Origin of the sequence: Pseudomonas sp. NPDC087346, from assembly GCF_044744235.1 — a bacterium.
Lineage (GTDB): Bacteria > Pseudomonadota > Gammaproteobacteria > Pseudomonadales > Pseudomonadaceae > Aquipseudomonas.
Genome location: NZ_JBIUXX010000023.1, coordinates 1 through 24817 on the forward strand (window position 1 = coordinate 1; position 24817 = coordinate 24817).

Genomic DNA, 24817 nt, shown 5'->3' on the forward strand with positions numbered 1-24817 from the left:
ATTGCACCGCCAGCGCCAACACGTTGCCAAGGTAGACCGAGCACCAAGGCCTGAAGTTGTTCGGTATCCAACTGCATTTCGCTGCCTTGTCGAAGGCTGAGCCAGTGAAACTTGCCCTGGTTCAAGCGACGTGCCGCCAGCCAAACACCAATCCCATCGTGAACCAGCACCTTCATGCGATTGGCCCGGCGATTGGCAAACAGATAAGCACAGTGCGGCTTCGCCGCACCGAAGACCGCGATCACCCTGGCCAGCGCGGTCTCGGTACCGGCGCGCATGTCCATGGGCTCAGTGGCTAGCCAGATGGCGTCGATGCGGATCATCGCAACAGGTCTCGAAGGAAAGCGGCGCAGGCAGCAGCACTATCGGTTGGCCAGTTCACTTTGACGGTGCCGCGCGGGTGCAGAATCTCAACGCTGATATTCGATGAAGACAGGTGCGCCGTCGTTTGCATAGGCAATGGGATGAATGCAGGTTGAAGCGCCGTGCTTTTCTGCGCTTGCACCCGAATCCATTTGTGGACGAGGTTAGCGTTGAGGCTATGGCCGAGGGCGATACTGGCGATTGAAGCGCCGGGCTGGGCGCACTCTTGAATGACCTGAGCCTTGAAGGATTTGGAATAGGAACGGCGTGTTGGCTGCATGAAATACCCGCTTAAAAGGCTAGAACTGGTGCCCACTTAAATTTAAGTGCACACCATGTCCGCGCATTGCGGGGTTGGGTAGATGACTTGGCCGGACGCATACGATCCAAAAAATCACGCTTACTCTCTTCCGGCGCCCATGTTGCTAAGTGAGATTCTGCAACATGAGACTGACGGAGAAATTTACGGAGTGACTCCTTGCGCCAGAAGGATTTAAGAGCAGCCTCATAGGCCAGTTGAACAAGATGAGGGGTAATTTTTATTGCCATCGAGTTTTTAACCGCGCAGTGGTAGCAACCGTCCTGGAAGCCAGCTTCCTGAGCCTGACCATTTATGTGCTAGCGCATATTACATCACGTCCATTCGCTGCTCATATCTCGTCGAGAGTGCGACACTGAACCTAATAGAGCTACTCCAGATTGATCCGGGAGAATGCCTGCTACTGGCGAAGTGGAGGGCCGCTTCGCAGGCTAATGACTGGAACGCCAAGATACCCCTCGCCTGAGAGGCTCTAGGTAATGACCAAAGCCTCGACTACGTGACAGCCCGTCGCACATTCACATAAGGGATTTGGTCGTATAGCTAGGCTAGAAATCCTCTTGATCGGGCACGTGAGGACGCTGCTGCCAATCATCGGCGATTTTCCTCCAGTCAACATCTCGCTCCACTTTGACTTCTCCGCGTGCATCGACGCGTTTACCTGACCAAACTGCCCAAAAATCGGGATCGTCAGATTTTGGTCGATGAGAATCGGGAAGGGAGTTCATTTGAACGAGAACCGGTAACTCCGATGCCCAGCCCAGCAAAATGGCATGTCGTGAGGGAAGTGAGGGCAAATCGCGCAGCAGTCCTCTGAGATTGTCTGGGACAAGTCGATGAACAAGTTCTTGATCCCGATCATTGCTGATTCGGTGCAACAGATAACTATTGCATTGAGATAGCACTGTGGGCGACAACTCGCTGGGACGCTGTGATGAAAGGACTAAACCCAGCCCAAATTTGCGACCCTCTCGTGCGATTTTTTCGAAAACCTGACAGCAGATAGTTGCAGAACTTTGATTTTCGGCGCTCTCCGGGTAGCGTTTTATGAATGTGTGCGCCTCTTCCATTACAAGAACGGTCGGCAGCGTCCTGCCGTCATTGAGTTTTCGGTATCGTTGCAAAGCTTCCAATGTCATGCGCGCTATCACGGCGGTAATGATGTGGATAACCTCTGCCGGCACCAGAGAAAGATCAATGACCGTAATTGTGCCATTTGACGCTTGATTATCGCCTATGTAGTCGGCCAGCCAACCGTCGAGGGTTATGTCTTCCGTGTCGGCGGTGACTGTTTTCATGCGGCTATCCGATAAGATCGTCCGGATGCGCATTAGCATCGTGTCTACATACTCGGAGACATTTAGCAGTTCTGCATTCGCTTCTACGCTACGCAGGAACTGTTCGCCCGTAAACTCACGTGGTACGTCGGCATCCATTGGAAGTATATCGGTATCACTGCCCCCAAAGGCTGTATGGGCAGCTTGCGCGTTGAGTAAGAACAGATCGATTTCCTGCTTCGTGAAGTCGTACGAGGGATATTTCCCTGTTCGAGTATTCGCAAATTCGGCGATTTGATCGCTGAGAGCTTGGAGCGTCTGTTGTTCTTTCTGGGAAAAATCCGCGTCCTGCTCCATCCCTTCCTGCCACTTTAGAATCTTCTCAAAGAAATTCTTAGGGTGTGGGAAATTAGCCCAAGGACGACCTGCATTGCGTTCAATTTGAATGATGCTGACAAGAGTGCGAAGAAATCGCCGCATTTCATGGCTACGACTCACGGGATTTTCGACTGCTCCGTCGCGAACTGATCGTAACGCCTGGATTAGGGTAGGGCGTTGTGCCTTTGCGCTTGCTTGAGTAAAAGCGCTCCATTCGGCAGTGTTCCAAAACCATAGGGGGACTTGGAGCTGTTCTACCCCTGCGCTCGGTTCAACTGCAAAGACTCTCACCTTACTCAAGTCTCGGAAAGTATTCGCGTATTCTCCATTAGGATCTAAAACAATAAACCGAGCATTTGGATCGGCCCCGTCCGAAGCCTTCTTGGCAGCTTCCAGTGACCACCTTATCAGGCCCGCTACAGAGCATGACTTACCACTGCCGGTATTCCCCAGTACGGCAAGATGGCGGCCGAACAGGCGATCTGGATCGATTTTTACTTCCGCGTTAGCAGCTAGCGGACTCGTACCGATCTTTACGTGACGGTTATCGCCGGATTCTACGATGGCACGGAGTTGGACCTGAGTGGGTAGCAGTACTGGATCGCCTACAGTTGGGTAAGCATCCACGCCTCTCCTAAAGACGTAGCGTTCATTACCATCAAATTGCCCCTCGTATGCAAGACAACCCAACGGATTAAGGCTCATCTTTCTAAGGGGGTAAGGAAGGTCGACCAAGCCGATGTCTTGCATCGATGTTCGTTTTGGATATTGCGAACGCTCCACTGTGATCCATTCCACCTGGGCCACAAGATAGCCGTCATCGCTAGGAACCAAAACATAACCATTGATGCGTGGAAATGGTCGAGGGGTGCCAGTGTTAAGGGCGACCGTTCCAGGGGCATCGGCATCTATAAGAACCTTAATTTCGTCGGGAGAGACGAAGTCGATGCTTCCTATTCGTAGTGAATCTGCATATGCCTGCGGGGAAAGGCTCATACGAGATCCTCCAGATTGAATCCATCAGCCCCGGAGTTAGTACCGTGATTTGGCCTCTGCTCGGTCCCAAAGCGTTGTTTAATAAGATCGCTCATTCGTGACGTTGTCTTATCAATTGCCGCCTTCGGCAAAAAGGTCTCAGTAAGTGTTTTCAGATCCGATAGAGCCGGACCAATCAGCAGGCTGATCTGCGATGGCCTCCCCATTTCATCGTAGGTTTTCATAATTCGACCCAGCGGGTCATCATAGGAAATGATCACTAAATGGGTTGATGGGATGGTGAGCATGTCGCGAATTACGCGGTTTATATGTTCGTCGCCAAAACTGTAGCCGTAAGTCACCAACGTGCTGTTGGGGCGGCATACAGCCGCCGCGAGATCCCGAAACAGCTCAACGTAGGGATAATCGGACGTCTCTCGATCCTTAGCTGCGTTCGGATAGATCATTATTTTGTGGGAGGTTGCATCGTCTAAGCCTGGAGCTTGAAGGTAAGGTGTTATTTCGTCCGCACCAAACGCTAGCCCAATACGACGTATGTCCTTGCCCGTTTGAACCCAATCTACCGAGCCATGTAGCTTGGTAAAGCGAGCTACGCCCTCTAGATAACGAGGTTCGCCTCGAATTCCAGGGGGGTTATAGTGCATGTCTAGGTCAAGCCGTGATGACCGGAAGATTGGTGTTAGGTTGCCTACAAAACGGTCTAGTAGGTGCAGTCCTGCTAGCTCAGCTCCGGCCTCTATAAGGCGGTCGTAATTCGTCGTAAATATATTAAGCCTGTCGCGTACCCCGGACCTGCTTGCAAAGCTCATCAAGAATGTCACGAGTGTATTGAAGGCTTGCTCGCGTCTCGTTTCGTCTGCGGTTGCTATGCGAGCTTCGGTTTGCAATATCGAATTGGAAAAAACGTTGAGGGTTTCAAGCAGCTCTAGGCGTAGTTTTTGGGCGTCATCAGTTTTTCCCAGGATCTCTAACCCACGTAACAACTCATTCGCCGCACGAAGCTGATCTTCGAGATTTCCTTTCTTACGGCCCGCTCGTTCACTCGTTTCTTCCGCCGCCTTGCAAATTTCCGCTTGATACCCCGTTAAAGCTACGGCCCCCATACCAGCCGCTCCTTCTCCGGCGGCAAGATAATGAACCGCGTGGGTCAATCCTGACCCTGCAAGAAAAGACAAATACTCGGATTGAAATAGAGATGTTAGCCAAGGTTCTATGCGGCTACGCAGTTCTTTGATGCTAAAACGGTCGTCAGCAACCCACCCTGGAGGCTCGTTACCATCGAGTGCCAATGCAAATTCGCCGTTTTCCAGTGTAGTGAAGCTCACCGGACGGTGGTCATCTCTGACCTTTAGTACATTCACGGTCGCGCTCATTTGCTACTCCATGCAAGGCATTATTCGAGGTCGTTGCATGGCTGTGTCACGCAATTGCCGGAGGCAGCAGCTAGCGAAGCGACTCACATAAGCTAGCGTATTTTTTGTGAGCAGGAGCGTTGAAAGCACCATTCCGGGCTGTCAATTCCATGTGCTGCTGAAGAACAGGCCCATACGTATCTATCGCCAAGCTAGTTAATGGCTTCGCCTAAATAGCCTGTATAGGTCTCAGATGCCTGAAGAGGTGGAGGGGGAGTCGTTTTTGTTGGAGCGACTTCCTCTCCTTTTTTTCGATTTGCTGCTCTCTCCGCTTTCCGTTTTGCTCGCTTTTGCGCCTCCTCAAACTCTTGCATGGGGTGTTTGACGAAGTGCTGCTCGTACGTTCTCAGCAGTCCAGCGTCCTTGCTAGCGACCGCTTGTGCTAATACGTAATCTGCATCACGAAGCTGAATTTGAAATTTATGGCTCTCAGCCTGCTTGGCACTCACCAGCGATAGAGTGCTCTCAGATACGCGGCCACTGGTCCAAAGCTCGAACCTTTGATTCAATCCAGCCCACTCCGAATGAGTCTTAGCGAACGCCCTAAGCACTGGGATTCTTTTATCGAGCCATTTGCTTATTTCGTCATCATCAAGCGTTGTGATCGGATGAATTCCTTTGCATTCGATGAAGACGACTTCATGATTTCTTCGGACTGCCAACACATCGATTTCGGCTTTATCGCCAAGCAAGTTTTTGACGATTCGGTTCATTTCCTGCTCGTACCCAGGAAGGGTAAATTTGGCGATTTGAGCCACGGCGAACTCAAAAAGGCTGCCTCTTAAAGTAGAAGCAGCACCTTCAATGCGAGAAAGGTCATCGAAGACTTTCTCCAGCGCCTCAGGGTTTTGAGTCAGCTTTGCTGTGTCTGTCAGTATCGAGCATAGATTTTTCAGGGCTTTGGCAACGTCTCGGCCAAACAGGCTTTCTGTCGTAGCAGGAATAATTCCTTCTTTCTTGAGTAAAGCAAAAGCGTCGCTTTCGTACTCTTCTGCCACGAATATCTGAAGGCACTTACCTACTTTTGGCAGGCTTCTGAGGGTTGTGCATTTGCGTACAAATGCGCCGATGTGCTCAAGAGACACTCTGCCGCTCAACGCCATATCACAAACTAGAAAGCCTGGCTTTATACCGACGCTTCCTTGCCCTCGCATAGGGAATAAATACGACGGTCCCGCCAAATCCCAGTTGAAGGTTCCGACCTTAGGCAAGGTTGTGGAATCCTCATCCTCACGCGTTTCGACTGAGTCATAGCTGACCATACCCAAGTTTCGGGACCAGTCTTTAACTGCCAGTAATGTGATTTTTTCTGCGATTAGACGGCCTTTCATTTTTGCCCAGAGCGACGTTGCATCTAGGAGATGTTCAATGTCGCACCGTACGATGCAGGTCTCTCCACCTGGAATCTTTATCTCCTTTACCAAGGTTGCTTTGATTAGCCTCTCAAGCAAACTCTCGGATGAGATGTGTTTTTTCTGGGCCACCGGCGCTCCGCAGGCGATCAGAAAATGAGAGCGAGGCATGATGTTTTCGCGCAAGTCCAATGCATTGAGAGCAGTGAAATACGAACTGCCAGTTTTTTTCAGTGCGGCCAACAGGCTATGAAAGAAAAAAGGGGAGCCGTAATTTTGCTCCATGTATAGGAATCGGGCTCGGTGGGGAAAAATGATGTGGCTCAACTTGCTCATTCCCTCGCATCCTCGCTCAACCCGTTTTCGGGCAGCGGTAGCATTCAGCCCATGCCGTTGTTCAAGTAGCTTCGATAAGTCGCTGCTCAGCATTGGGCCATCGCGTTTTAGGATTTCTGCGATTGGGTTCGCGGCCATCATGATTCTCCTGAATGTCACACTGCGCTATTTATACTCCTTGTAAACAAGGTCAGGGCGCTGTTTCGCGGCCTTGCTCTTGCACATAGTAAAAATAGGGCTTTCAGGCATGGTCGGTTCTGATTTTTTCCAAAAATGTCACAATACGAAATAACCACCAACATGGGCGGTGAAGCGGCGCCTCCCAGACCCTCGCTTCTTATCGCACATTCAGAATGACTTCCGCTTTGCTTTCCCAGCTAAGCCGATGAACCTGGAGTAAAAGCCCCTATGGATTCATTTGGCGAAGCCGGTCAATGAGAATTAAGGACCAGTGCGGCTTGTCGGCCCATCAGAAGGCTAAGAGGAGTAAAAAGCGTAGGAAGGGCGAAACGATGTGGTTGCCGTCGATTGCTTCGTTTCCACTATCGGAAAAAATTGTCCGTGAGCGTGCAGCAGCGAAAAACTGCCTAGCTATCGTCCTCACCTTCACGTTTGCCTGGGATCATTTCTATCCGAAGATCGCGGACTGCTTTTGCAAGAAGGGTCTCGAAGCTTTTGTTCGAGTCGCGATGAAGGTAGCACTGAAGTACAAGTGTCAGTGGTGAGATGCCCATCACATCAGCAAGATCGTCTATCACCTTCAGGCTAGGTGAGCGCAGACCACGCTCCAGTAGGCTGATGTATTCCCTGCTGACTTTTGGTGGGAAGTCACTCTGAGCCAAATTGGCTTGATGCCTCAAATCCCTCAGAGCCAGCGCAAATGCGTCGTTCAGCTCGCGCATGCGGCTACTCCTAAAAAAGGAGTATGTAGCCACATTGAGCTGGCCGATGCAGCGTACTATAGTACGCAGTAATTGCCGATTTGGAGAAATAATATGTTTGAAACGCATGAGAGGGCGCGATTGCAGAGTCCGCTATTCGTCTTGGAGGAGGGAACTCATCGCTGGGCCTACATCGCACAGACTGCGAACAGTGAATGGTTTTTTGTGACGTACGAAACAGTCGGCGATGGCGTGACCTCGCAACAACAGTTCTTGATCCCGACTGTGCCCGTCTTGCTTGGGTTGGCTGCCAGAGACACCTCGGAGATGTATATCCAAGGGATTCAGCTCGTATCACCGCCGTGGCTGAACGAGAAAAACGGTTGGCTAATGGAACCAATTCAAGCGATTCATAGGGTCGGTGAGCGGATTTGCTATGAGCTTTTGGATGGACAGATGTATCCATCAGAGCTGCTCGGACATCCTAGCGATACTCAGTGGACCAAGGGCGATACAGCGAATGGATAATTTCACTGAAAGGCGCCTAGCATCTAATTACCGAACCCTGCTTTTTCGGAGAAATGCTTCTGACCAGGAGATATTCGGTTTTGAGTGTATGGATGGCTGGTCGGATCTCATCGAAGGGAGTTTGCAGCTGATCCAGCGATACGTCGGATTGGCAAGCGATGTGAAAATTACGCAGGTAAAGGAGAAGTTCGGACTGCTCCGGATCTACCAGCGTGGTGGTGAGGAGAAAGTTTGCCAGGTTCTTGATATCTGCGAGCTAGTGTCCAGCTGTGTCTGCGAACTGTGTGGCAAGTCAGGCAATTTGACCATGTCTGATGGGTGGATACTGGCTCGGTGCGATAAGCATGGCGACAGCAGTCATATGGAACTGGTCGAGAGTCAGAGCGCTGATGAACGCTACATCGGTAGCTACGTACGAAGCGTAGATTCAATCTTGTCGTTCTTCGGAGCGGACGCCGTGCGTTGGGTTCAGCAGGAGAGCATCGCACTTGGCGGGAAGCGCCCCTGCGAAATATTGGGGACTGAAGACGGGTGTCAGGCGGTTTACAAACTGCTGAAGCGGCTCGAACATGGAGTAGGCGTGTAATCCTCATGAATTGCATGACCGCTGCAAAAGTCGTGATGGCCAATCACCCTAACCTCCAATACCACCTGAGTAGCGCGCTGGCGTGGGAGTTTACTCAAGGTCCAGTCAACTTGAGGAACGTGCGGAGCCTCGTATCGACGCCCCGGTTGATGTCGTTTTGCGTGAGAGCATTCAGTCATCCATCACTTACTCCTGTTGGAGATTCGTACCTGGATGCGCGAACGCGGCTAGCCGACTACCCCCAAAAAACCTGGGCCATATCGATTTGTGAATTTGACCAGCTAGTGGGGGCTATGGAATTTGTCGAAGAATATGACCTTCGAGATGCTTCAGTGATGAAGCTTCAAATATGGCCATACCCCCCACAAAGTCTTGACGACTTCGCGATGGTCATCGCTATAGCTCTGAGCTACATGCCGAACGAATTGATGGCAGAGTCGAGGATTTCGCTCGCTATTGATGAGCTGGTTAGTGAGTGGGGCTTCTACACTGATGAGTTTTAAGTCAACTGCCACATCTACTATCAGGGTGGCTCACTCAGTTATGGCGCTACCGTTCGTCGGGTTGAAGACGATTCTTTTCAACTCTTAACGGGTTGGCGGCAGCGCTGCGTTTTGTAAGTTTTTTAGCCCAAATCGAGTGATTTCGGCTAAAAATTAACAAAATATTTAACGTAATTTTTCGAGATATCGAGAAGAGATAATGAATATATCCAGTAAACACTGGCTATTTACTCACTCACTCGGTCACACTGAAGGCTTTCTGGTATTTATAACCTTTTTGATTTCAGAATGAGTCGTTACCTGGCTTAAGCACAAAACCCTCGCATGGCGAGGGTTTTGTCGTTTTGGTGGAAGTAGAGCTTGAAGGCGAAGGGGAAGCCGTTCCATGATCCGCAGCCCGTTTTTCCACCGAAGAATACCCAACGATCAGCTCGCTGTTCGTTCACAAAAACAAGAGAGTCCGATGAGCAGTAGCAAGAATAAGGAAATCGAGTATTTGCGGGGTGTGGCCATCCTTATGACGGTTTTTACCCACCTCCCACAGTTGCTGCCGTTCCATGATTTGCTCTTGGGCAAGCTGTTCAATGTGTATTGGCCATGGACCGGTGTGGATCTGTTTTTCTGTATTTCGGGCTATGTCGTAAGCAAGGCTTACCTTGATTATTTCGACCAAAGCCGAGAGCAGAACAGGTTTGGTCTTGCAGCGAGTTCTTTCTGGATCAGGCGGGCTTATCGACTGCTGCCTACGGCCTGGTTGTGGGTGCTCATACCGCTGGCATTCTCGATTTTCTTCAATCAGTCGGACGCATTTCAGTCCTGGTTCTACAACCTGTGCAGCTTCACTGCTGTTGCGACTTTCACCGGTAACCTCGCCAACCAGTACGGCATGATTCTGGGGCCTAATTCGGTGTATTGGAGCCTGGCGCTGGAGGAGCAGTTTTACCTCATCTTCCCGTTATTTTTGCTGCTGGTGACTTCGCCACGTTGGCGAGTGATTATTCTGATCGCACTGATCGCTTTGCAATTCGGCTTTGACCGCAATGGTTTCGGCGCACCGCCCGCGCCTATGCTTTTTTCGTTCCGGCTGGATGCGATGATGTGGGGGATTCTGCTCTGCATGTTCTCCCGCACGTCTTTGTACAAAGACTTTGAGCCAGTCGGGCTCGGCACCAGTTCGTTCAAACGGCTCGCAGTTACGCTATTTCTTTTGTACATGCTGGGCGCCATCGCTGCCCAAATGATCAGCGTGCCGATTGCTGTCGGCCTGATTGCTATAACGGCGTTGATACTCGTCTGGCTGGCCAGCTATCAGAAGGGCTATATCTATTGCCCGGCGCTGCTGGGCGGCTTGTTTGAATGGTTGGGATCGCGCTCGTACGCGTTGTATGTCGTGCACATCTTCGCCTACCACTTGAGCACTGAAATCTGGACGCGCATTGCAGCCAACAGCGGCGAAACGCTCGGGGCGGGATATACAATCCAGCTCCTGCTCACGTCCCTGGTGATCATGTTGGTGTGCAGTGAACTCAATTACCGGTTCGTCGAATCACCTTTGCGTCGTCGGGGCGCGGAGATAGCCCGCCGCAGAATGGCTGGCGTGATCACGCCAGGCCGCGACAAGCAAGACGTCGCGACGCCGGCCCCGGTGCGTACAACCGAGTTGTCGTAAGCCACGGCAAGCACAAAAAAACCGTAGCGCGTTCACGCTACGGTTTTTTTTGGCCGGAATTAACTGTGGCTGAACAATCAGTCGAGGATCAGATGCGGCAAAAACCGGCTTGAGTCCTTGGTGATCAAGCTGTTGTCCTCGCGCACCCCAATCCCCGCTGCCTGATCGCCAATCACCCACGAACCAACCAGCGTATAGCTGTCGCCAAACTTCGGTAGCGGCGCGAACTCTTGCAGGATGAACGGCGCATCGGTGTAAGGACCGTCCTCTTTGACGATCAGACCTTCGGCGGTTTGCAACTCGATGTTGGCGCCTTCGCGGGAGAAGTACGGTTTGCGCACCCAACCCTTGGGCACCGCGCTGGCAGGATTCGGATCGAGATGCGCCGCAAGCAGATTCGGATGGCCCTTGTGCAGTTCCCACAACAACGGCAGGGCGCCCTTGTTGGAGAGAATCGCCTTCCAGGCCGGTTCGAAAAACTGCGTGTCGCACTCGGCAATCGCCGCGCCGAATGGCTCGTGGAAGATGAACTCCCAGGCGTGCAGCTTGAACAGGTGCGGAATCCATCGATCTTGCAGATCGACGAAGCGACCGTCGGAAGTCAGGCCGATGTCTTCTATGTCTATATGTCGCGATTCAATGCCGACCTTCTCTGCGATCAAACGCAGATAGTCGGTGGTGCCTTTGTCTTCGACCGAGTCTTTCATCGAGGCGAAGTAGAACGGCCGCTTCAGTTGTAACTCGGCAAAGGCCTGGTGCAGTTTGGTGTCAATGCTGTTGAACTGGTCGGCATGGGCCGGCAGTGTTCCGCGCTCGATGCACTGCTCCAGCCAACCCCACTGGAACGCCGCCGCTTCGTAGAGGCTGGTCGGCGTGTCGTAGTTGAGTTCGAGCAGTTTGGCCGGGCCGTTTCCGCTGTAGGAGAAGTCCATTCGGCCGTACAGATGCGGATGACCTTCCAGCCAGGACGTTCGGATCATGTCGTAGTACGAAGCGGGAATACTCAGGCGATCGAGCAGCTCCTCGCTACGCACGACGCGGTCGACCAGATCCATGCACATCTCGTGCAGTTCGGTGGTCGGGTCCTCAAGATCGTTTTCGATCTGCGCGAGCGTGAACTGGTAATAGGCGCTTTCGTCCCAGTACGGTTCGTCGTCGATGGTGTGAAACATAAAGCCGAGGCTTTCGGCAGTCTGTTTCCAGTCGGGGCGCTCGGCGCAGAGGATCTTTTTCATGGTCAGCTGCTCGAACTGCCCCAGCCGCCCCAACCGCTGCGGGCAGACGACTGGCTGCCGAAGCCACCACGGGAGGTCGATGAGGCGACGTTGACCGGTTTGCTGCGGGAGCTGTCGTAGCTGGTATCGCTGCGAGGCGCTGGCGCCGATTCGATTCTGCGGTTCTGTGTCGAAGTGTTGTAGGTCTGGCGAGTATCGCGATCACGGTAGACCGTCTGGTTCGAACGGCTGTTGCTTAATGCGTTGCCAATCAGCAAGCCGCTGAGCCAGCCGCTGCCACCACCGGACGAATGTGAAGTGGTCTGGGCGGCCTGGACGTTGGACGCATCGCCCACCGGCATTTCGCTATTGGCCAGCGCATTCAGATCCTGCGCCGCTTCGGCTTGCGGCAGTTTGAAGCCGCCGAGTTTTGGTACAAAACGGCCATCGGAATTTTTCTGACACCAGTCCGCGGCAAAATCCGCATCGCACTTGGCTTTGTCGTCGTATGCCGGGGCGATGCGTCGGTGTTCGGTGAGTGCCGCGACGTAGGCGTTCGAGCAGACATCGGCTGCCACTTCGGCATTGACGCACTGTTCCACGCTCTGGAAATGTTGTTGCTGATCCTGTGCCGACACCTGACCGGAAATGGCCATGGCCACCGATGCGGCGAGGGACAGCTGAACGTACTTGCTTCGTTTCATCAAGGGCTCCCTGCCGGTCAGTGCGACGGTGTCATGCACGCGGCGTTGATCATGCCGACGCTGATGGCAACGGCTGCCACATAAATACCGGAGGCAATTTCACCGTTGACGATGCGCTGGGAAGTGCCTTTGAGCACCAGGCCCGTGGCGAGAAATGCCAACAGTTGCACGACGCCGGCAATCACTGCCCACAACACGAAGTCGAGGACGTTGACCGAGAAGGCGATCACGTTGCTCGCCGGAATCGCGAAGCCGATGATTGCGCCGGACAGGGCGATTGCAGCGGCGGTGTTGCCCGAGCGGATCAGTTCGAATTCCTTGTGCGGAGTGATCCGCGTGTAGACGAATTGAAACAGCATGAACAGCAGCACGGCGCCGATCAGGTAAACGACGAAACCGACCAGTGCGGTCTTGTTCAGGGAGACGGCCAGCACTTCCAGCATGAAAAAACTTCCTTTTTTAAATGGTGCTCAGATCAGTCGTGTACAGCGAAATGCCCAGCGAAGTGCTGAGGCTGACGGTGCCTTCTTCGTCCTGTTCGACGGAGAACAGCAGCAGCTCGCGGCGATCGGTCAGGCCGGTCTCGCGGGCGTAAAGCATTGAATGGTGTTCGATGGTGTAGCTTTCGTCCGGATTGACCACGTGTTCGGTCATCGGTACCAGTTCAGTCTGGCCTTGTTCGGTACCCCATTCGCGGGTGAACTTGACGCCATCGTGGGTGTAGGTCGGCAGACCGATCAGGCTGTTCGGGCCGGCGAGGCGCTGCAGTTCGGCGTCACTGTTGACGGTCACGTAACTGAGGTAGTTGAACAGCGTTACCGATTCAATCTGGTCGTCACCGGTGACGTGGATCTGCACCCAGAAATCTTCATTGTTGAGGTAGTAGCGATGCAGTTTGTTGGACTGGCCGAGATCGACCCAACCGGCGCTCCAGATCGCTTCCGCAGCGGGGACCTGCACTGAGGTGTTGCCGTCGAGCAGCAGGGCCAGAGTCGAATCGAATCGCACGCCTTTGCCTTGCGCCATACCGAGCGGACCGCTGGCCACTGGAGCGGGCGCGGCTGGCTGCCAGTTGCTGGTGCCCAGCAAATCTTTGAACCATCCCATGGGTACTTTCCTTGAGGCGGGTGGAGGTGTTAGTCACAAAAAACGCCGCCAGTGTACCGGGCTGCGGACGAACGAGGCAGGCAAAATACAAATCTTGTGGAGCCAAAGAACCCGTGCAGGAGCTGTCGGCAGCTCCTGCACAGAGGGCGGTGTTACTGAGCGGACTTCTGCTTCAGACGCTCAAGAATCGCGTTGGCGCTGCCTTCGTTCGGCGTGATGCCGGCGTCGCGCAGTTTGCGGTCCAGGTCATTGCCGGTCGAAGCGTCAGCCAGTTCGTCAGCAGCGCTCAGCTCGGCGGCACGTTGTTTTTGCTTTTCTTGCAGACGGTTCAAGGTGCCGACCGCTGTTTCCAGCTTGCCGTTGGCGCCGCCGCTGGCGATGGACGCACTGACCTGAGCCTTCTGCACGCTATCGCGGGCCTTGGCCATGTCCACTTGCTGGCGCAGGCTCTTGATCCGCGACTCGGCTTTGGAGATGTCTTTGCGCATGTTCTCGGCGTAGGTGCCGAATTCGTCGCTCTGCGCTTTTTCGGTGGTCAGGTCGTTGGTCAGGGTCGAAATCGCTTCGGCCACTTCCATTGCCAGGTCTTCGCGACCGGCGTTCAGCGCGGAAACTGCCTTGGCTTCCAGATCCTTGATCTTGGCGTCGTACTCGCTCACGCGGTCGGCGGCCAGTTTGTGCTTGGCCATGATGGTGACCAGTTCGCGACGGGCGTTCGACAGTGCGGTGTCGGCGTCACGGATTTCCTGATCGAGGATGCGCAGGGCCTGTTGATCGACGATTGCTTCGCCGACTTCATTGGCGCCGCCGCGCAATGCGGTGAACAACTTGCTCCAGATGGACTGAGTCATTGGATATTCCCTGTTGATTACTTGAAGAAGTGTTCGAAGGCTTCGCTGGCGCGCTGCACGTTGTCGACCAGGGTTTTCACCTCGGTGACTACGTTGGTCAGGCTCGAATCGGCACTGAGTGCGCCAAACATGTTGTAAACGGTCTGCCCGTTCGGCATCGACTCGATACCGATCGACGACAGCGGAAACATTTCCCGGCTGCGCAGCACGGCATCGTTGAAGGCGCGCACGTCGGTGATCGAATCGACGTCCACCAGCACGGTGTCGACGATGATCTGTGCACCCGCCAGGGCGATGTGAATCGGCAGGCCGCCGAATTCGTTCATTTCCAGCTTGAGGCTGGGTTCGGAGCTCTGGATCAGAGACAGCGTGATCTCTTGCGAAGCCACCTCGTCCAGTGCCTTGAGGGCGTTGAAGAGGCTATCGATGTTCCAGTTGTTGCCTGCGCTCATGTAATTCTCCGACATGAATGAGCCAGCCAGAATCGGTTGGCGTAGCTGTTGCTCCATTTGCTTGAGCAAGCTTCGGTTTTCGGGAAGCACCCAAGTTTCGTGTTTCACATAACCGGCGGCAGCCAGGCCCGCGCGCATCTGCTTCATATAGAAGCTCGACGGCTTTTTCGCGGACGGTTTCGAGCGCTCGGGAACGAGGCTTTTCATGGCAGTGACTCCGTTATGAACATCTCACGCGTGAGCCACACTACAACCAATCCAAAATGCCATCAATGGCTCACGCGTGAGATTTTTCCGGAACACGAAAGAACGCCCGCAACGTGGGCGGGCGCAAGGTTTTACCAAGTGTTGCCGGACGATCAACGAGCGAGGAACTCGTCAGTGGACACCACGCTGGCGTAGGCGAACCCCAGCGCTGACATGTACGCAGCGTGTACGTGAGCGGCCGGCACAGTGAGCCCGTTGAACTCCAGGTCGCGGCTGGCGCAGGCATCGTGAATGACGGTGACGCTGTAACCCAGATCCGCCGCCGCGCGGGTGATGCCATCGACACACATGTGGCTCATGCTGCCAACGACCACCAAGTCTTTGATGCCCTGTTCGTCAAGGATCGATTGCAACTCGGTTTCACGGAACGAGTTGACGAAGTGCTTGAGCACCACCGGCTCATCGGCACGGTTGATGACCTTCGGATGCAGCTTGGCGCCTTCAGAGCCCGGGACGAAAAACGGTGCGTCGGGCGAAGTGAATTCATGGCGAATATGCACCACCGAATCGCCTGCTTCGCGGAAGGCCGCAATCAGGCGGGCGGCATTGTCGGCAGCCGCCTCGACCCCGTCCAGCGGCCACTTGCCTTGAGGGAAGTAGTCGTTCTGGATATCGACTACGATGAGCGCTTGCTTGGCCATGGGTGGGTCCTCGAAGTATCGGTTGGGTGTGGCGACAGTATTGGCGCTGGCCGACGCTTCGAGGATTGGCCGCACCGACAATAGACAGGGGAAAACTGACAATGAGCGCAGAAAGAGCCATTGCCGAGCCGGCTGTTGCTGAAATAGGCGTGTTGATCTATCCCGGCGCGCAAATGGCGGCGGTGCATGGCTTGACCGATCTGTTTGCGGTGGCCAACCGGATTGCCGCCGAGCATCAGGCTGCGCAATTGCCGCTGTTGCGGATTGGCCATTGGCAGGTCGAGGGCGAGCAACCACCGACGCGGGTTTACGACAGTTATCCTGCCCCGGACACGAGGCTGCTTGCGGTGCTGATTCCTCCATCAATCGGTGGCTTCAATGCGGCGCAAATGTCGGCGGGCCTGATGCAATGGCTGCGCGATCAACATGCTCGCGGCGCCACGCTCGGCGGTGTGTGCGTGGGGTCGTTGCTGCTGGCAGAGAGCGGACTGCTCGATGGTCGCAGCGCCACCACGCACTGGACGTCGGCCAAGGCGTTTGCCGAGCGATATCCAAAGATCAGGCTCAAGGCCGACACACCAATTGTCGATGACGGCGACTTGATCACCACTGCCGGATTGATGGCCTGGTCGGAGCTTGGGCTGCGGTTGGTTGACCGACTGCTTGGGCCAAGTATCGCCACCGCCACTGCACGCTTTCTGGTGATGGAGCACAGCGATAGCGCCAGCGCCTGCGGGAGCAATTTTGCGCCGATCCTCGGTCATGGCGATGCGTCGATTTTGAAAGTACAACACTGGCTGCAAAGCACCGGCGCGACCGATGTCTCGCTGCCGGCGATGGCCGAGCGTGCGGGGCTGGAAGAGCGCACCTTCCTGCGTCGGTTTCGTGCAGCGACGGGGTTGAAACCGACTGAATACTGCCAGCATCTGCGCGTCGGCAAGGCCCGGGAGATGCTGGAGTTCACCAACGGCACCATTGACCATATTGCATGGACAGTGGGATATCAGGACCCGGGTGCGTTTCGCGCCACGTTCAAGAAAATCACCGGGCTGGCGCCGAGTGATTATCGGGCGCGGTTCGGCTCCCGCTAGCCCAGACACCACAAAACCCCTGTAGGAGTGAGCCTGCTCGCGATAGCCCTCTATCATTCAATGGTGGCTGATCTACCGCTATCGCGAGCAGGCTCACTCTTACATATGGTTTTAGGGAATGCTCATAATCGTGCAATTTGCCGGGGCTCTGCGTTCAGTCGTGCAGATTGAAACAGGCGCGGTGCCATCAGGTTTTTCGCAAATAGCTGATTCGCCAAAGTTTTCCACAGATCCCGTATTGGCCTGATCTCTGCACCTCTCACGACTACATTCATCGAACCGTTGAAGGGGGCCGCATGACCCCGACACCTGGCAAAAAACTGGTGCTCGCCCACTCTGTGCGCCCCGATGCGCCGCAGCACGAAGTGGAAACCAACAAGGCCCTCGCGCGTTGGCTGGCGCAAATTCTCGGGCTGAAATACGGTGGCAGTTACGACCCGGCCAAGCACAAGGGGCGTGAACTGTATCTGCTGCCGACGCAAACCATCGTCGGCGCTGCCGCCGCGTGCGACTTGGGTGTCAAAGGCCCGGACGACTTGTGGGGTGGCGTGGTCGAGCACGATTTCATCTGCACCAAAGCCATCAGCCACGGTTTGCGCAGCTATCAGGCCCATGCGCCAAAGGGCTGGGCGCCGCTGTTTTCCGAGCGCACGCGTAACGTGGTGCTCGACGGTCTCAGTGTGTTCGCGCTGGAAGATGCGCGGCCCGCCGCCGAGCATCTGTTGTACGGCGGCCCGATCCGTCTGAAACCGGTTCATGCCTGTGCCGGTCGCGGTCAGGAGGTGATCGAAAGTCTGGACGCATTCGACGAAATCCTCGCTCGACTCGAAGCCGAGAAACTGTTCAGCGAAGGCGTGGTGCTGGAACAGGACTTGAGCGAGGTCATCACTCACAGCGTCGGCCAGTCATTCATCGCCGGGACAGTACTGAGTTACTGCGGTGATCAATACTTGACCAAGGACGCTCACGGCGAAGAGGTCTACGGCGGCTCAAACCTGTTGGTGGTGCAGGGCGGTTATGAGGATTTGCTGGCGCTGGATCTGGCCGACGATGTACGTCTTGCCATCGAACAGGCGCAAGTTTTCGACCGTGCGGCGGATGAAGCCTATCCGCGCTTTTACGCCTCTCGTCGTAACTATGACATTGCCCAGGGGCTGGACAGCGGCGGCGTATCCCGCAGCGGTGTGCTCGAACAATCGTGGCGCATGGGCGGCGCGAGCAGTGCCGAAGTGGCCGCGCTGCAAAGCTTTATCAACGGTCCTGAGATGCGCGCGATCCGCGTGTCTTCGGTGGAAACCTACATCGATCAGCCGCTGCCGGCAGACGCCATCGAGGTCTATCGCGGCCCGGCTGAAAACAGCGACTTTCTTCTCAAATACGTAACGGTCAAATCTTATGACGGCTAGAAGCGAAAGCATTCAAATCGACATCGATGATGAACAGATGAGCGGGACTTTTCTCAGTCCCAAATCGAAAGTCCCCGGCGTGCTGTTCGTGCACGGTTGGGGCGGCAGCCAGGAGCGAGACCTTGAGCGAGCCAAAGGCATCGCCGGTCTTGGCTGCGTGTGCCTGACGTTCGACCTGCGCGGGCACACTGGCGGCACCGGCCTTTCGTTGAGTCGGGTAACCCGCGAAGACAACCTGCGCGACTTGCTGGCGGCCTATGATCGGCTGCTCTCGCACCCGGCGCTGGACACCTCGGCGATCGCCGTGGTCGGCACCAGTTATGGCGGTTATCTCGCCTCGATCCTTACCTCGCTGCGCCCGGTGCGCTGGCTGGCGCTGCGCGTACCGGCGCTGTATCGCGACGAGCAATGGCACACGCCCAAGCGTGATCTGGACAAGGCTGACCTGCGTGACTATCGCGGCACGCTGGTGCGCGCCGACAGCAATCGGGCATTGCATGCCTGCTCGCAATTCACCGGAGATGTATTGCTGGTGCAATCGGAAACCGACGACTACGTGCCCCACGCGACGATCATGAGTTATCGGGCGGCGTGTCAGCAGACGCATTCATTGACCCACCGGATTATCGATGGCGCCGACCATGCCCTGAGCGACCCGGTTTCGCAGCAGGCCTATACCTCGATTCTGGTCGACTGGATTACCGAGATGGTTGTTGGCGAGCGGTTGAGCATTATCCAGTCGTAAAAATCAAAAGATCGCAGCCTTCGGCAGCTCCTACATGGGAAACGCATTCCAACTGTAGGAGCTGCCGAAGGCTGCGATCTTTTGATCTTGCCTGTCAGTGCTTCGGTTTCTTTTCAATTCGTAGAGCCTTGGCCTTGGCCTCCACCACCAGATACATCACCACCGTGATCAACAACGGCAGCAGAAAATAAATCGCCCGATACGCCAGCAACCCCGCCACCAGACTGCCCCGCGACGCCTCATGTTGCAGCAGCGCAACGAACACCGCTTCCAGCACCCCGAGCCCCGCAGGAATGTGCGTGATTACCCCGGCAATCGCGCTGATCAACAACACGCCAAGCACCAGCGGATAATCCAGTTTGCTCGGCAACAAGGTGAAAATCACTGCGGCCATCAGCGACCAGTTCAACGCCCCGAGCAGCAGTTGCAGGACAGCCATACGCAGCGACGGCAGATTGATTTCCACCCCGCGAATCGACCATTCCCGGCGTTTGGAAAACTGGCACGCCGCGAGATACCCGGCACTCACTATCAGCAACAACACACCAACACCTTGCAGCGCGGTACTGCTGAGTTTCCAGCCCGGCGCCATGCTCACCAGCCCGCTGCTGAACACCGCACCGGCAACGGTCATGTAGCCGAACCAGTTGGTTGCCAGACTCAGACCGAGGATTTTGGCGATGTTCGACTTGCTCACCCCGAGCCGCGAATACAAGCGATAACGCATGGCGATCCCGCCGACCCAGGCGCTAAGATTGAGATTGAACGCATAGCTGATCACGCCCACCGGCAGGATCTGTTTCCAGGTCAGATCCTGACGAATGTAAGTGCGGCCGATCAGGTCGAAACTGGCGTACACCAGAAAACTCAGCAAGGTCAGGCTGGCGGCGATGATCAGCGTGCGCACCTTGAAATCGGCAAGGGTAGTCAGCACCTCGGCCCATTCGATACGTCGGGCGAACATGGTCAGCAGGGCGATCAGCGCAAGAAAAAACAGCACGGTCAGCGGACGCTTCCAGCGGCTCCAGCGAGACTGGGTTGTGGGCGTCGCATGACCGGCGGATTGGCTCTCAGAGCGGCTCATGACGGATCACTCTTGACGGTATGTTTGAACAGTTTCAAGCGCGGTTTGTGCGCCGGTAGCCAACCGGCCATTGCCGGGAAATGCCGCAGAAAGTGAAACACCAGAAAGCCCACGGTCATGTGCCACAACCGCCCGTTCGGGGCGTTGCCTGGCGTCATCACTTTGCAGTGGTTCTGGCTGAGGTTTTCGAGGCGCTGGAACAGTTCGCGGTTGAACGCCCGGTCGCGGATCAGCACGTTGGCTTCCAGGTTCAGCGACAGGCTCAACGGGTCCAGATTGCTTGAACCAACGGTGCTCCATTCTTCATCCACCAGAGCCACTTTGCCGTGCAATGGCCGGTCGCAGTATTCGTGGATCTGCACCCCGGCCTTGAGCAAATAGTCGTAGGTCATGCGCGCGGCGATCTTCGCTACCAACATGTCCGGCTGTCCTTGCAGGATCAGCCGCACATCGACGCCACGCCGAGCAGCATTGCGGATCTCGCGCAGCAAGCGGTAACCGGGAAAGAAGTAGGCGTTGGCGATCACCACCCGCCGTTTGGCTTTGCGCAGCACCTGCAAATACACGTCTTCGATATCGGTGTGGTGCTGATCGTTATCACGAAACACCAGGCGTACCTGGCCGTCGTGATCTTCCATCGCCAGCTCGGCGCGGCGTTGTCTGCGGCGTTGCCACCAGTATTTGGCGCGCGCCGGCCGACCGCTTTGCAGCAGCGCAAAATGATGAATGTCTGCCACCGCCGGGCCTTCGATTTGCACCGCGTAATCCTGCTTCGCTTCGGGGCCGTAATCGGCCAGATGATCACCCGAGAAATTGATCCCGCCGATGAACGCGATGCTGCCGTCGATCACCACGATCTTGCGATGCAAACGGCGGAACCAGTTGGTGCGGAAACCCAGCCGTTTCGGCGCCGGATCGAACATTTGCAGATGCACGCCAGCCTTGCTCAGTGCAGTGAGGTAACCGGTGGTCAGTTCGCCACAGCCGAAGCCGTCGAAACTCACGGTGGTGCGCACGCCGCGCTGTGCGGCATCGATCAAAATCTGCTGGAGCTCGTTGCCGACCTTGTCCTCGAAAACGATGAAGGTTTCGAGGAGGATTTCGTTCTGCGCCGCGCGTAAAGCTTCGAATACCCGAGGGAAATAGTCCTCGCCGTTTTCCAGAATCTCGACACGGTTGTTACCTTGCCAGCCGTACTCGACATCGACTGTCCCTGGCTCACCGGTCGGCGGTGCGGCGGATAAGGGTTCGACGACGGATTTCCCCATGGGCGCGCTGCTCATAGTTCTATCTCCACTGACAGCGGGACATGATCGGAGAGGTGTGACCAGGGCCTGTTCGCCAGGACTTTCGGCTGGCTGGCCTTGAGGTTGCGTACGTAGATGCGGTCCAGTCGTAGCGCCGGTAAACGCGCGGGGAAACTGCGCGCCGGTTTGCCATGATGTTCAGCGAAAACCTCGCGCAAGCCGCACGGTTTGAGTAACGCGTCGGCCCGCTGGCGCCAGTCATTGAAGTCGCCGGCAACGATGACCGGTGCGTCATCCGGCAACTCGGCAATGCGTTTTTTCAACAGTTCGATCTGCGCGTTGCGATGACTTTCTTGCAACCCCAGATGCACGCAGATCGCATGCAGTTCCGGGCCGTCGCCGGGCAGACGTAATACGCAATGCAGCAGGCCGCGATTCTCGTGGCCGCTGATTGAAACGTCGAGATTGTCGTGACGAATAATCTGGAATTTCGACAGCAGCGCATTGCCGTGATCGCCGGCCGGGTACACCGCGTTACGCCCGTAGGCGAACTGCGGCCACAGGCTGTCGGCGAGGAATTCATACTGCGGCATCGCCGGCCAGTTGCTGTAGCGCTTGGGGTGCTGTTCGTGAGTGCCGTGGACTTCCTGCAAGAACACCACGTCGGCGGATACACTGCGCACCGCCTCGCGTAATTCCGGGAGGATGAAGCGCCGATTGAGCGCGGTGAAACCCTTGTGGGTATTAACCGTCAGCACAGTGAAGCGATGCACCGTGGGGATCACCGTTTCCTGTTCGTCGGTCACGCCGACCGGCTCGGGAATGCTCATGCCAGCACCCCTTCGGCAGCGGGTTTGCCGGGGGTGACGGCGAGTTGCTTGTCGAGGTCGAAACGCTCCAGCAGTTGCCGTGCGTCGTAGGGCGCGTGGACTTTGACGTCGTTGTCGAAGTAGCAGAACACCTCGCGGGATTTGCGTGCCCGGGGTTTCAGACGTGGGGCGATCAGATGCGCATCGCCCGGTTGGCGACCGTGATGCCAGGCGTCGATTCGCTCGGCCCAACGCTTGATCGCTGGCGCGGTATAGCCGCTGGCGTAAAGCTCTTCAGCGCCGTGCAGACGCAGGTACACGAAGTCGCTGGTGAGGTCTTCGCGGTAAGGCCACTTGCCGGCGGTATCAGCGATCACCAGCGCGATATTGTTGCGTTTAAGCAATCGGACGAACTCGGGATCGATGAAGCTTTCATTGCGGATTTCCACGGCGTGGCGCAGCGGCTTTTTTCGATAAGCCTTTAGGCTCGCGTGACCGTGCAGGTGCGAGTCGTGTTGCCGGGCGAGGGCGGCGGCTGCTTCGGTATCGTGGGGTAACTGGCTGAGGAAGTGTTCGAACAGCTCGGCGTCGAATTTGAAGTTCGGCGGGAATTGCCAAAGGATCGGGCCGAGTTTTTCCTTGAGTTCCAGCACGCCGGAGGCAAAGAAATTCGCCAGTGGAATGTGGATGTCACGCAAGCGACGGATATGGGTGATGAAGCGTGGCGCCTTGACGCTGAAGACGAAGTCCTCCGGCGTTTCGGCGTACCACTGGGCATAGCGTTCGGGCCGTTGCAGGGCGTAGAACGATCCATTGATTTCGATGCTGTTGACCGCGCGCGAAGCGAATTGCAGCTCGCGTTTCTGCGCCAGTCCTTTCGGGTAGAAACCCCCGCGCCACGGAGTGTAGCGCCAGCCGGAAATACCGATGTGAATCGTGGTCATGCCGTCCCTCCCGTGAAAAATCCCCTTACCGCCTGCGTTTGCTGATGACTGCGGGCGGTTCGGGAAAGTTTCGACGGCATTACGGACGGTGCATGCTCCCGAACACCACAAACCTCTGTGGGAGCTAGCCTGCTAGCGAAGGCGGTGGGTCAGTCAGCTTGTCTTTGACTGACACTTCGCAATCGCTAGCAGGCTAGCTCCCACAGGGGATTTGTGTTGAATCAATGGCCTGTGACGACGCGGGAATTGCTTTCGGCGTAGACGGGGCCGAGCCGATCAAGACGACCGCTCCATGCCGTAAGTGCCAGTGCCACCAACACCACCAGGCCGCCGATCCATGCGGTGTGAATCAGGCCGAGATGTTCAACGATCAGACCACCACCCCAGGCGCCCCCGGCAATCCCGAGGTTGAACGCAGCAATGTTCAGCCCCGACGCCACGTCCACCGCATGCGGCGTGTGGTGTTCGGCCTGACGCACCACATACACCTGAAGCCCCGGCACGTTACCGAAAGCGACGGCGCCCCAGACCAGCACTGTTGCGAGCGCCAACCATGGATTGCCTGCGGTGAAAGTCAGCACGAACAGCACCGCAGCAAGCAGGGCGAAGATGATTTTCAGCGCGCTGATCGGCCCGCGTTTGTCCGCCAGTTTGCCGCCCCAGATATTGCCGGCCGCCACGGATACGCCGTACACCAGCAACACCAGGCTGACGGTGCCGGCGCTGAAGCCGGAGATGTCCTGGAGGATCGGCGCGAGAAAAGTGAAAGCGATAAACGAGCCGCCGTAACCGATGGCGGTCATGGCGTACACCAGCAGCAGGCGTGGCTGTTTCAACACCTGCAATTGCTGCAGCAAGGATGCCGGTTTGCTGTGGGCGATGTTTTTCGGTACGTAGATCAGGCTGCCGATGAACGCGATCACACCCAGCGCCGACACGGCGAGGAAGGTTTCACGCCAGCCGAAATGCTGACCGATAAACGTACCCAGCGGCACGCCGGTGACCAGCGCCACGGTCAGGCCGGTGAACATGATCGCAATCGCGCTGGCGGCTTTTTCCTTGGGCACCAGACTGGTGGCGATGGTCGAGCCGATCGAGAAAAACACGCCGTGGGCGAGACCAGTGACGATCCGCGCCAGCACCAGCGATTCATAACTTGGCGCGAGCCAGGCCAGCAAGTTACCGAGGGTGAACAACACCATCAGCGACAGCAGCAGAAGTTTGCGTGGGACTTTGCCGGTGAGGGCGGTCAACACCGGCGCGCCGATGGCAACGCCCAGCGCATAGAGACTGACCAGCAGCCCGGCGGAGGGCAGGCTGACGCCGAGATCGGCGCCAATGGTGGGAAGCAGGCCAACGATGACGAACTCGGTCGTCCCGATGGCGAAAGCGCTGAGGGTCAGCGCGAGCAGGGCAATGGGCATGACGGCACTCCTGGGGTGAGTAGATTGGATGGAGCGCAGTGTCGGGGTTTGGTGGGGGCGGAAAAATATAGGGGTGGGCATTTGATATTTGCCTTGGGCGCAAAGATCCCGGCTGCAACACCGAGTCCTGTGGTGAGGAGATTTTGTGGCGAGGGGATTTATCCCCGTTGGGTTGCGAAGCGACCCCAATACCAGAGCCCGCCTGCTTCTCTGGCATATCGGTTGTTCGGT

General features: G+C 56.0%; 25 protein-coding genes. 7 read left to right on the forward strand and 18 right to left on the reverse strand.

Translation table 11 applies throughout. The annotated features are described in order from the left end of the window. The 6 genes from tnpB to ACIOZM_RS15470 all read right to left on the reverse strand — a co-directional run. On the reverse strand, nt 1-323 hold a 323-nt coding region (gene tnpB / locus ACIOZM_RS15445), incomplete at its 3' end, for an IS66 family insertion sequence element accessory protein TnpB (protein ID WP_401215329.1). Beyond that, entirely contained in the window at nt 320-643 is a 324-nt protein-coding gene (tnpA, locus tag ACIOZM_RS15450; RefSeq protein ID WP_401215332.1) for an IS66-like element accessory protein TnpA, read from the reverse strand. The genes tnpB and tnpA, both read right to left, overlap by 4 nt. A 587-nt stretch (nt 644-1230) precedes the next feature. Further along, entirely contained in the window at nt 1231-3333 is a 2103-nt protein-coding gene (locus ACIOZM_RS15455) for an ATP-binding protein (protein ID WP_401215335.1), read from the reverse strand. Next, on the reverse strand, nt 3330-4706 hold the full coding sequence (locus ACIOZM_RS15460) for an SIR2 family protein (protein WP_401215338.1): 1377 nt from the start codon (nt 4704-4706) through the stop codon (nt 3330-3332). The genes ACIOZM_RS15455 and ACIOZM_RS15460 overlap by 4 nt, the downstream gene beginning before the upstream one ends. 191 nt (nt 4707-4897) lie before the next feature. Beyond that, complete coding sequence (locus ACIOZM_RS15465) at nt 4898-6433, reverse strand: hypothetical protein (RefSeq protein WP_401215340.1); 1536 nt, start codon at nt 6431-6433, stop codon at nt 4898-4900. A gap of 587 nt (nt 6434-7020) precedes the next feature. Then, complete coding sequence (locus ACIOZM_RS15470; RefSeq protein WP_401215343.1) at nt 7021-7335, reverse strand: helix-turn-helix domain-containing protein; 315 nt, start codon at nt 7333-7335, stop codon at nt 7021-7023. Nucleotides 7336-7428: 93 nt separating this feature from the next. On the opposite strand from ACIOZM_RS15470, the gene ACIOZM_RS15475 reads away from it, so the two are divergent. The 4 genes from ACIOZM_RS15475 to ACIOZM_RS15490 all read left to right on the forward strand — a co-directional run bounded on the left by ACIOZM_RS15475 (nt 7429) and on the right by ACIOZM_RS15490 (nt 10600). Then, nucleotides 7429-7842, forward strand: a complete 414-nt coding sequence (locus ACIOZM_RS15475; RefSeq protein WP_401215346.1) for a hypothetical protein — start codon at nt 7429-7431, stop codon at nt 7840-7842. Then, nucleotides 7835-8428, forward strand: a complete 594-nt coding sequence (locus ACIOZM_RS15480) for an antitoxin Xre/MbcA/ParS toxin-binding domain-containing protein (RefSeq protein WP_401215349.1) — start codon at nt 7835-7837, stop codon at nt 8426-8428. The genes ACIOZM_RS15475 and ACIOZM_RS15480 overlap by 8 nt, the downstream gene beginning before the upstream one ends. Nucleotides 8429-8442: 14 nt before the next feature. Further along, nucleotides 8443-8931 carry a hypothetical protein gene (locus ACIOZM_RS15485; protein WP_401215352.1) on the forward strand — a complete coding sequence of 163 codons (489 nt, stop codon included), beginning with the start codon at nt 8443-8445 and terminating at the stop codon, nt 8929-8931. Between the two features lie 385 nt (nt 8932-9316). After that, nucleotides 9317-10600 carry an acyltransferase family protein gene (locus ACIOZM_RS15490; RefSeq protein WP_401215355.1) on the forward strand — a complete coding sequence of 428 codons (1284 nt, stop codon included), beginning with the start codon at nt 9317-9319 and terminating at the stop codon, nt 10598-10600. A gap of 77 nt (nt 10601-10677) precedes the next feature. Here ACIOZM_RS15490 and ACIOZM_RS15495 read toward each other — a convergent pair whose 3' ends face one another. The 7 genes from ACIOZM_RS15495 to ACIOZM_RS15525 all read right to left on the reverse strand — a co-directional run bounded on the left by ACIOZM_RS15495 (nt 10678) and on the right by ACIOZM_RS15525 (nt 15836). Further along, nucleotides 10678-11835, reverse strand: coding sequence for a glutathionylspermidine synthase family protein (locus ACIOZM_RS15495; protein WP_401215358.1), 1158 nt, complete (start codon nt 11833-11835; stop codon nt 10678-10680). 2 nt (nt 11836-11837) lie between these two features. Next, a complete protein-coding gene (locus tag ACIOZM_RS15500; protein WP_401215361.1) occupies nt 11838-12518 on the reverse strand; it encodes a DUF1190 domain-containing protein in 681 nt (226 codons plus the stop codon). A gap of 17 nt (nt 12519-12535) precedes the next feature. After that, nucleotides 12536-12961, reverse strand: coding sequence for a DUF350 domain-containing protein (locus ACIOZM_RS15505; protein ID WP_401215364.1), 426 nt, complete (start codon nt 12959-12961; stop codon nt 12536-12538). 16 nt (nt 12962-12977) lie between these two features. After that, a complete protein-coding gene (locus ACIOZM_RS15510) occupies nt 12978-13625 on the reverse strand; it encodes a DUF2491 family protein (RefSeq protein ID WP_401215367.1) in 648 nt (215 codons plus the stop codon). A 152-nt stretch (nt 13626-13777) separates the two neighbouring features. Next, nucleotides 13778-14476 (reverse strand): PspA/IM30 family protein, encoded by a 699-nt coding sequence (locus tag ACIOZM_RS15515; protein WP_401215370.1) that lies wholly within the window; start codon nt 14474-14476, stop codon nt 13778-13780. A 17-nt stretch (nt 14477-14493) separates the two neighbouring features. Further along, nucleotides 14494-15075, reverse strand: coding sequence for a YjfI family protein (locus tag ACIOZM_RS15520; protein ID WP_401215533.1), 582 nt, complete (start codon nt 15073-15075; stop codon nt 14494-14496). A 212-nt stretch (nt 15076-15287) separates the two neighbouring features. Beyond that, nucleotides 15288-15836, reverse strand: coding sequence for a cysteine hydrolase family protein (locus ACIOZM_RS15525; RefSeq protein ID WP_401215372.1), 549 nt, complete (start codon nt 15834-15836; stop codon nt 15288-15290). Nucleotides 15837-15937: 101 nt separating this feature from the next. Here ACIOZM_RS15525 and ACIOZM_RS15530 point away from each other — a divergent pair, with 101 nt between their 5' ends. From ACIOZM_RS15530 to ACIOZM_RS15540, 3 genes are all read left to right on the forward strand, one after another. After that, complete coding sequence (locus ACIOZM_RS15530) at nt 15938-16927, forward strand: GlxA family transcriptional regulator (protein WP_401215375.1); 990 nt, start codon at nt 15938-15940, stop codon at nt 16925-16927. Between the two features lie 296 nt (nt 16928-17223). Beyond that, on the forward strand, nt 17224-18333 hold the full coding sequence (locus ACIOZM_RS15535) for a DUF3182 family protein (RefSeq protein WP_401215377.1): 1110 nt from the start codon (nt 17224-17226) through the stop codon (nt 18331-18333). After that, nucleotides 18323-19078: an alpha/beta hydrolase family protein gene (locus ACIOZM_RS15540; protein ID WP_401215380.1), complete on the forward strand. Its 756-nt coding sequence runs from the start codon at nt 18323-18325 to the stop codon at nt 19076-19078. The genes ACIOZM_RS15535 and ACIOZM_RS15540 overlap by 11 nt, the downstream gene beginning before the upstream one ends. A 94-nt stretch (nt 19079-19172) precedes the next feature. On the opposite strand, the gene ACIOZM_RS15545 is transcribed toward ACIOZM_RS15540, so the two are convergent. The 5 genes from ACIOZM_RS15545 to ACIOZM_RS15565 form a co-directional block, all read right to left on the reverse strand. Further along, nucleotides 19173-20162 carry a lysylphosphatidylglycerol synthase domain-containing protein gene (locus ACIOZM_RS15545; protein WP_401215383.1) on the reverse strand — a complete coding sequence of 330 codons (990 nt, stop codon included), beginning with the start codon at nt 20160-20162 and terminating at the stop codon, nt 19173-19175. Next, complete coding sequence (gene clsB / locus ACIOZM_RS15550) at nt 20159-21445, reverse strand: cardiolipin synthase ClsB (protein WP_401215385.1); 1287 nt, start codon at nt 21443-21445, stop codon at nt 20159-20161. The genes ACIOZM_RS15545 and clsB overlap by 4 nt, the downstream gene beginning before the upstream one ends. Further along, on the reverse strand, nt 21442-22239 hold the full coding sequence (locus ACIOZM_RS15555) for an endonuclease/exonuclease/phosphatase family protein (protein WP_401215387.1): 798 nt from the start codon (nt 22237-22239) through the stop codon (nt 21442-21444). Before ACIOZM_RS15555 ends, clsB begins: the two co-directional genes overlap by 4 nt. Continuing rightward, complete coding sequence (locus tag ACIOZM_RS15560; protein WP_401215389.1) at nt 22236-23162, reverse strand: DUF72 domain-containing protein; 927 nt, start codon at nt 23160-23162, stop codon at nt 22236-22238. The genes ACIOZM_RS15555 and ACIOZM_RS15560 overlap by 4 nt, the downstream gene beginning before the upstream one ends. A 221-nt stretch (nt 23163-23383) precedes the next feature. Further along, nucleotides 23384-24586: an MFS transporter gene (locus ACIOZM_RS15565; RefSeq protein WP_401215391.1), complete on the reverse strand. Its 1203-nt coding sequence runs from the start codon at nt 24584-24586 to the stop codon at nt 23384-23386. Between the last annotated feature and the right edge of the window lie 231 nt (nt 24587-24817).

What these genes read in the sequence shown, in the direction of transcription:
- ACIOZM_RS15560 (WP_401215389.1), bottom strand. Translation starts at nt 23,162, where the DNA reads ATGACCACGATTCACATCGGTATTTCCGGCTGGCGCTACACTCCGTGG.
- ACIOZM_RS15565 (WP_401215391.1), bottom strand. Translation starts at nt 24,586, where the DNA reads ATGCCCATTGCCCTGCTCGCGCTGACCCTCAGCGCTTTCGCCATCGGG.
- ACIOZM_RS15535 (WP_401215377.1), top strand. Translation starts at nt 17,224, where the DNA reads ATGACCCCGACACCTGGCAAAAAACTGGTGCTCGCCCACTCTGTGCGC.
- ACIOZM_RS15530 (WP_401215375.1), top strand. Translation starts at nt 15,938, where the DNA reads ATGAGCGCAGAAAGAGCCATTGCCGAGCCGGCTGTTGCTGAAATAGGC.
- ACIOZM_RS15480 (WP_401215349.1), top strand. Translation starts at nt 7,835, where the DNA reads ATGGATAATTTCACTGAAAGGCGCCTAGCATCTAATTACCGAACCCTG.
- ACIOZM_RS15460 (WP_401215338.1), bottom strand. Translation starts at nt 4,706, where the DNA reads ATGAGCGCGACCGTGAATGTACTAAAGGTCAGAGATGACCACCGTCCG.
- ACIOZM_RS15520 (WP_401215533.1), bottom strand. Translation starts at nt 15,075, where the DNA reads ATGAAGCAGATGCGCGCGGGCCTGGCTGCCGCCGGTTATGTGAAACAC.
- ACIOZM_RS15545 (WP_401215383.1), bottom strand. Translation starts at nt 20,162, where the DNA reads ATGAGCCGCTCTGAGAGCCAATCCGCCGGTCATGCGACGCCCACAACC.
- ACIOZM_RS15555 (WP_401215387.1), bottom strand. Translation starts at nt 22,239, where the DNA reads ATGAGCATTCCCGAGCCGGTCGGCGTGACCGACGAACAGGAAACGGTG.
- ACIOZM_RS15455 (WP_401215335.1), bottom strand. Translation starts at nt 3,333, where the DNA reads ATGAGCCTTTCCCCGCAGGCATATGCAGATTCACTACGAATAGGAAGC.
- ACIOZM_RS15485 (WP_401215352.1), top strand. Translation starts at nt 8,443, where the DNA reads ATGACCGCTGCAAAAGTCGTGATGGCCAATCACCCTAACCTCCAATAC.
- ACIOZM_RS15475 (WP_401215346.1), top strand. Translation starts at nt 7,429, where the DNA reads ATGTTTGAAACGCATGAGAGGGCGCGATTGCAGAGTCCGCTATTCGTC.
- tnpA (WP_401215332.1), bottom strand. Translation starts at nt 643, where the DNA reads ATGCAGCCAACACGCCGTTCCTATTCCAAATCCTTCAAGGCTCAGGTC.
- ACIOZM_RS15500 (WP_401215361.1), bottom strand. Translation starts at nt 12,518, where the DNA reads ATGAAACGAAGCAAGTACGTTCAGCTGTCCCTCGCCGCATCGGTGGCC.
- ACIOZM_RS15465 (WP_401215340.1), bottom strand. Translation starts at nt 6,433, where the DNA reads ATGAGCAAGTTGAGCCACATCATTTTTCCCCACCGAGCCCGATTCCTA.
- clsB (WP_401215385.1), bottom strand. Translation starts at nt 21,445, where the DNA reads ATGAGCAGCGCGCCCATGGGGAAATCCGTCGTCGAACCCTTATCCGCC.
- ACIOZM_RS15540 (WP_401215380.1), top strand. Translation starts at nt 18,323, where the DNA reads ATGACGGCTAGAAGCGAAAGCATTCAAATCGACATCGATGATGAACAG.
- ACIOZM_RS15490 (WP_401215355.1), top strand. Translation starts at nt 9,317, where the DNA reads ATGATCCGCAGCCCGTTTTTCCACCGAAGAATACCCAACGATCAGCTC.
- ACIOZM_RS15515 (WP_401215370.1), bottom strand. Translation starts at nt 14,476, where the DNA reads ATGACTCAGTCCATCTGGAGCAAGTTGTTCACCGCATTGCGCGGCGGC.
- ACIOZM_RS15510 (WP_401215367.1), bottom strand. Translation starts at nt 13,625, where the DNA reads ATGGGATGGTTCAAAGATTTGCTGGGCACCAGCAACTGGCAGCCAGCC.
- ACIOZM_RS15470 (WP_401215343.1), bottom strand. Translation starts at nt 7,335, where the DNA reads ATGCGCGAGCTGAACGACGCATTTGCGCTGGCTCTGAGGGATTTGAGG.
- ACIOZM_RS15495 (WP_401215358.1), bottom strand. Translation starts at nt 11,835, where the DNA reads ATGAAAAAGATCCTCTGCGCCGAGCGCCCCGACTGGAAACAGACTGCC.
- ACIOZM_RS15505 (WP_401215364.1), bottom strand. Translation starts at nt 12,961, where the DNA reads ATGCTGGAAGTGCTGGCCGTCTCCCTGAACAAGACCGCACTGGTCGGT.
- ACIOZM_RS15525 (WP_401215372.1), bottom strand. Translation starts at nt 15,836, where the DNA reads ATGGCCAAGCAAGCGCTCATCGTAGTCGATATCCAGAACGACTACTTC.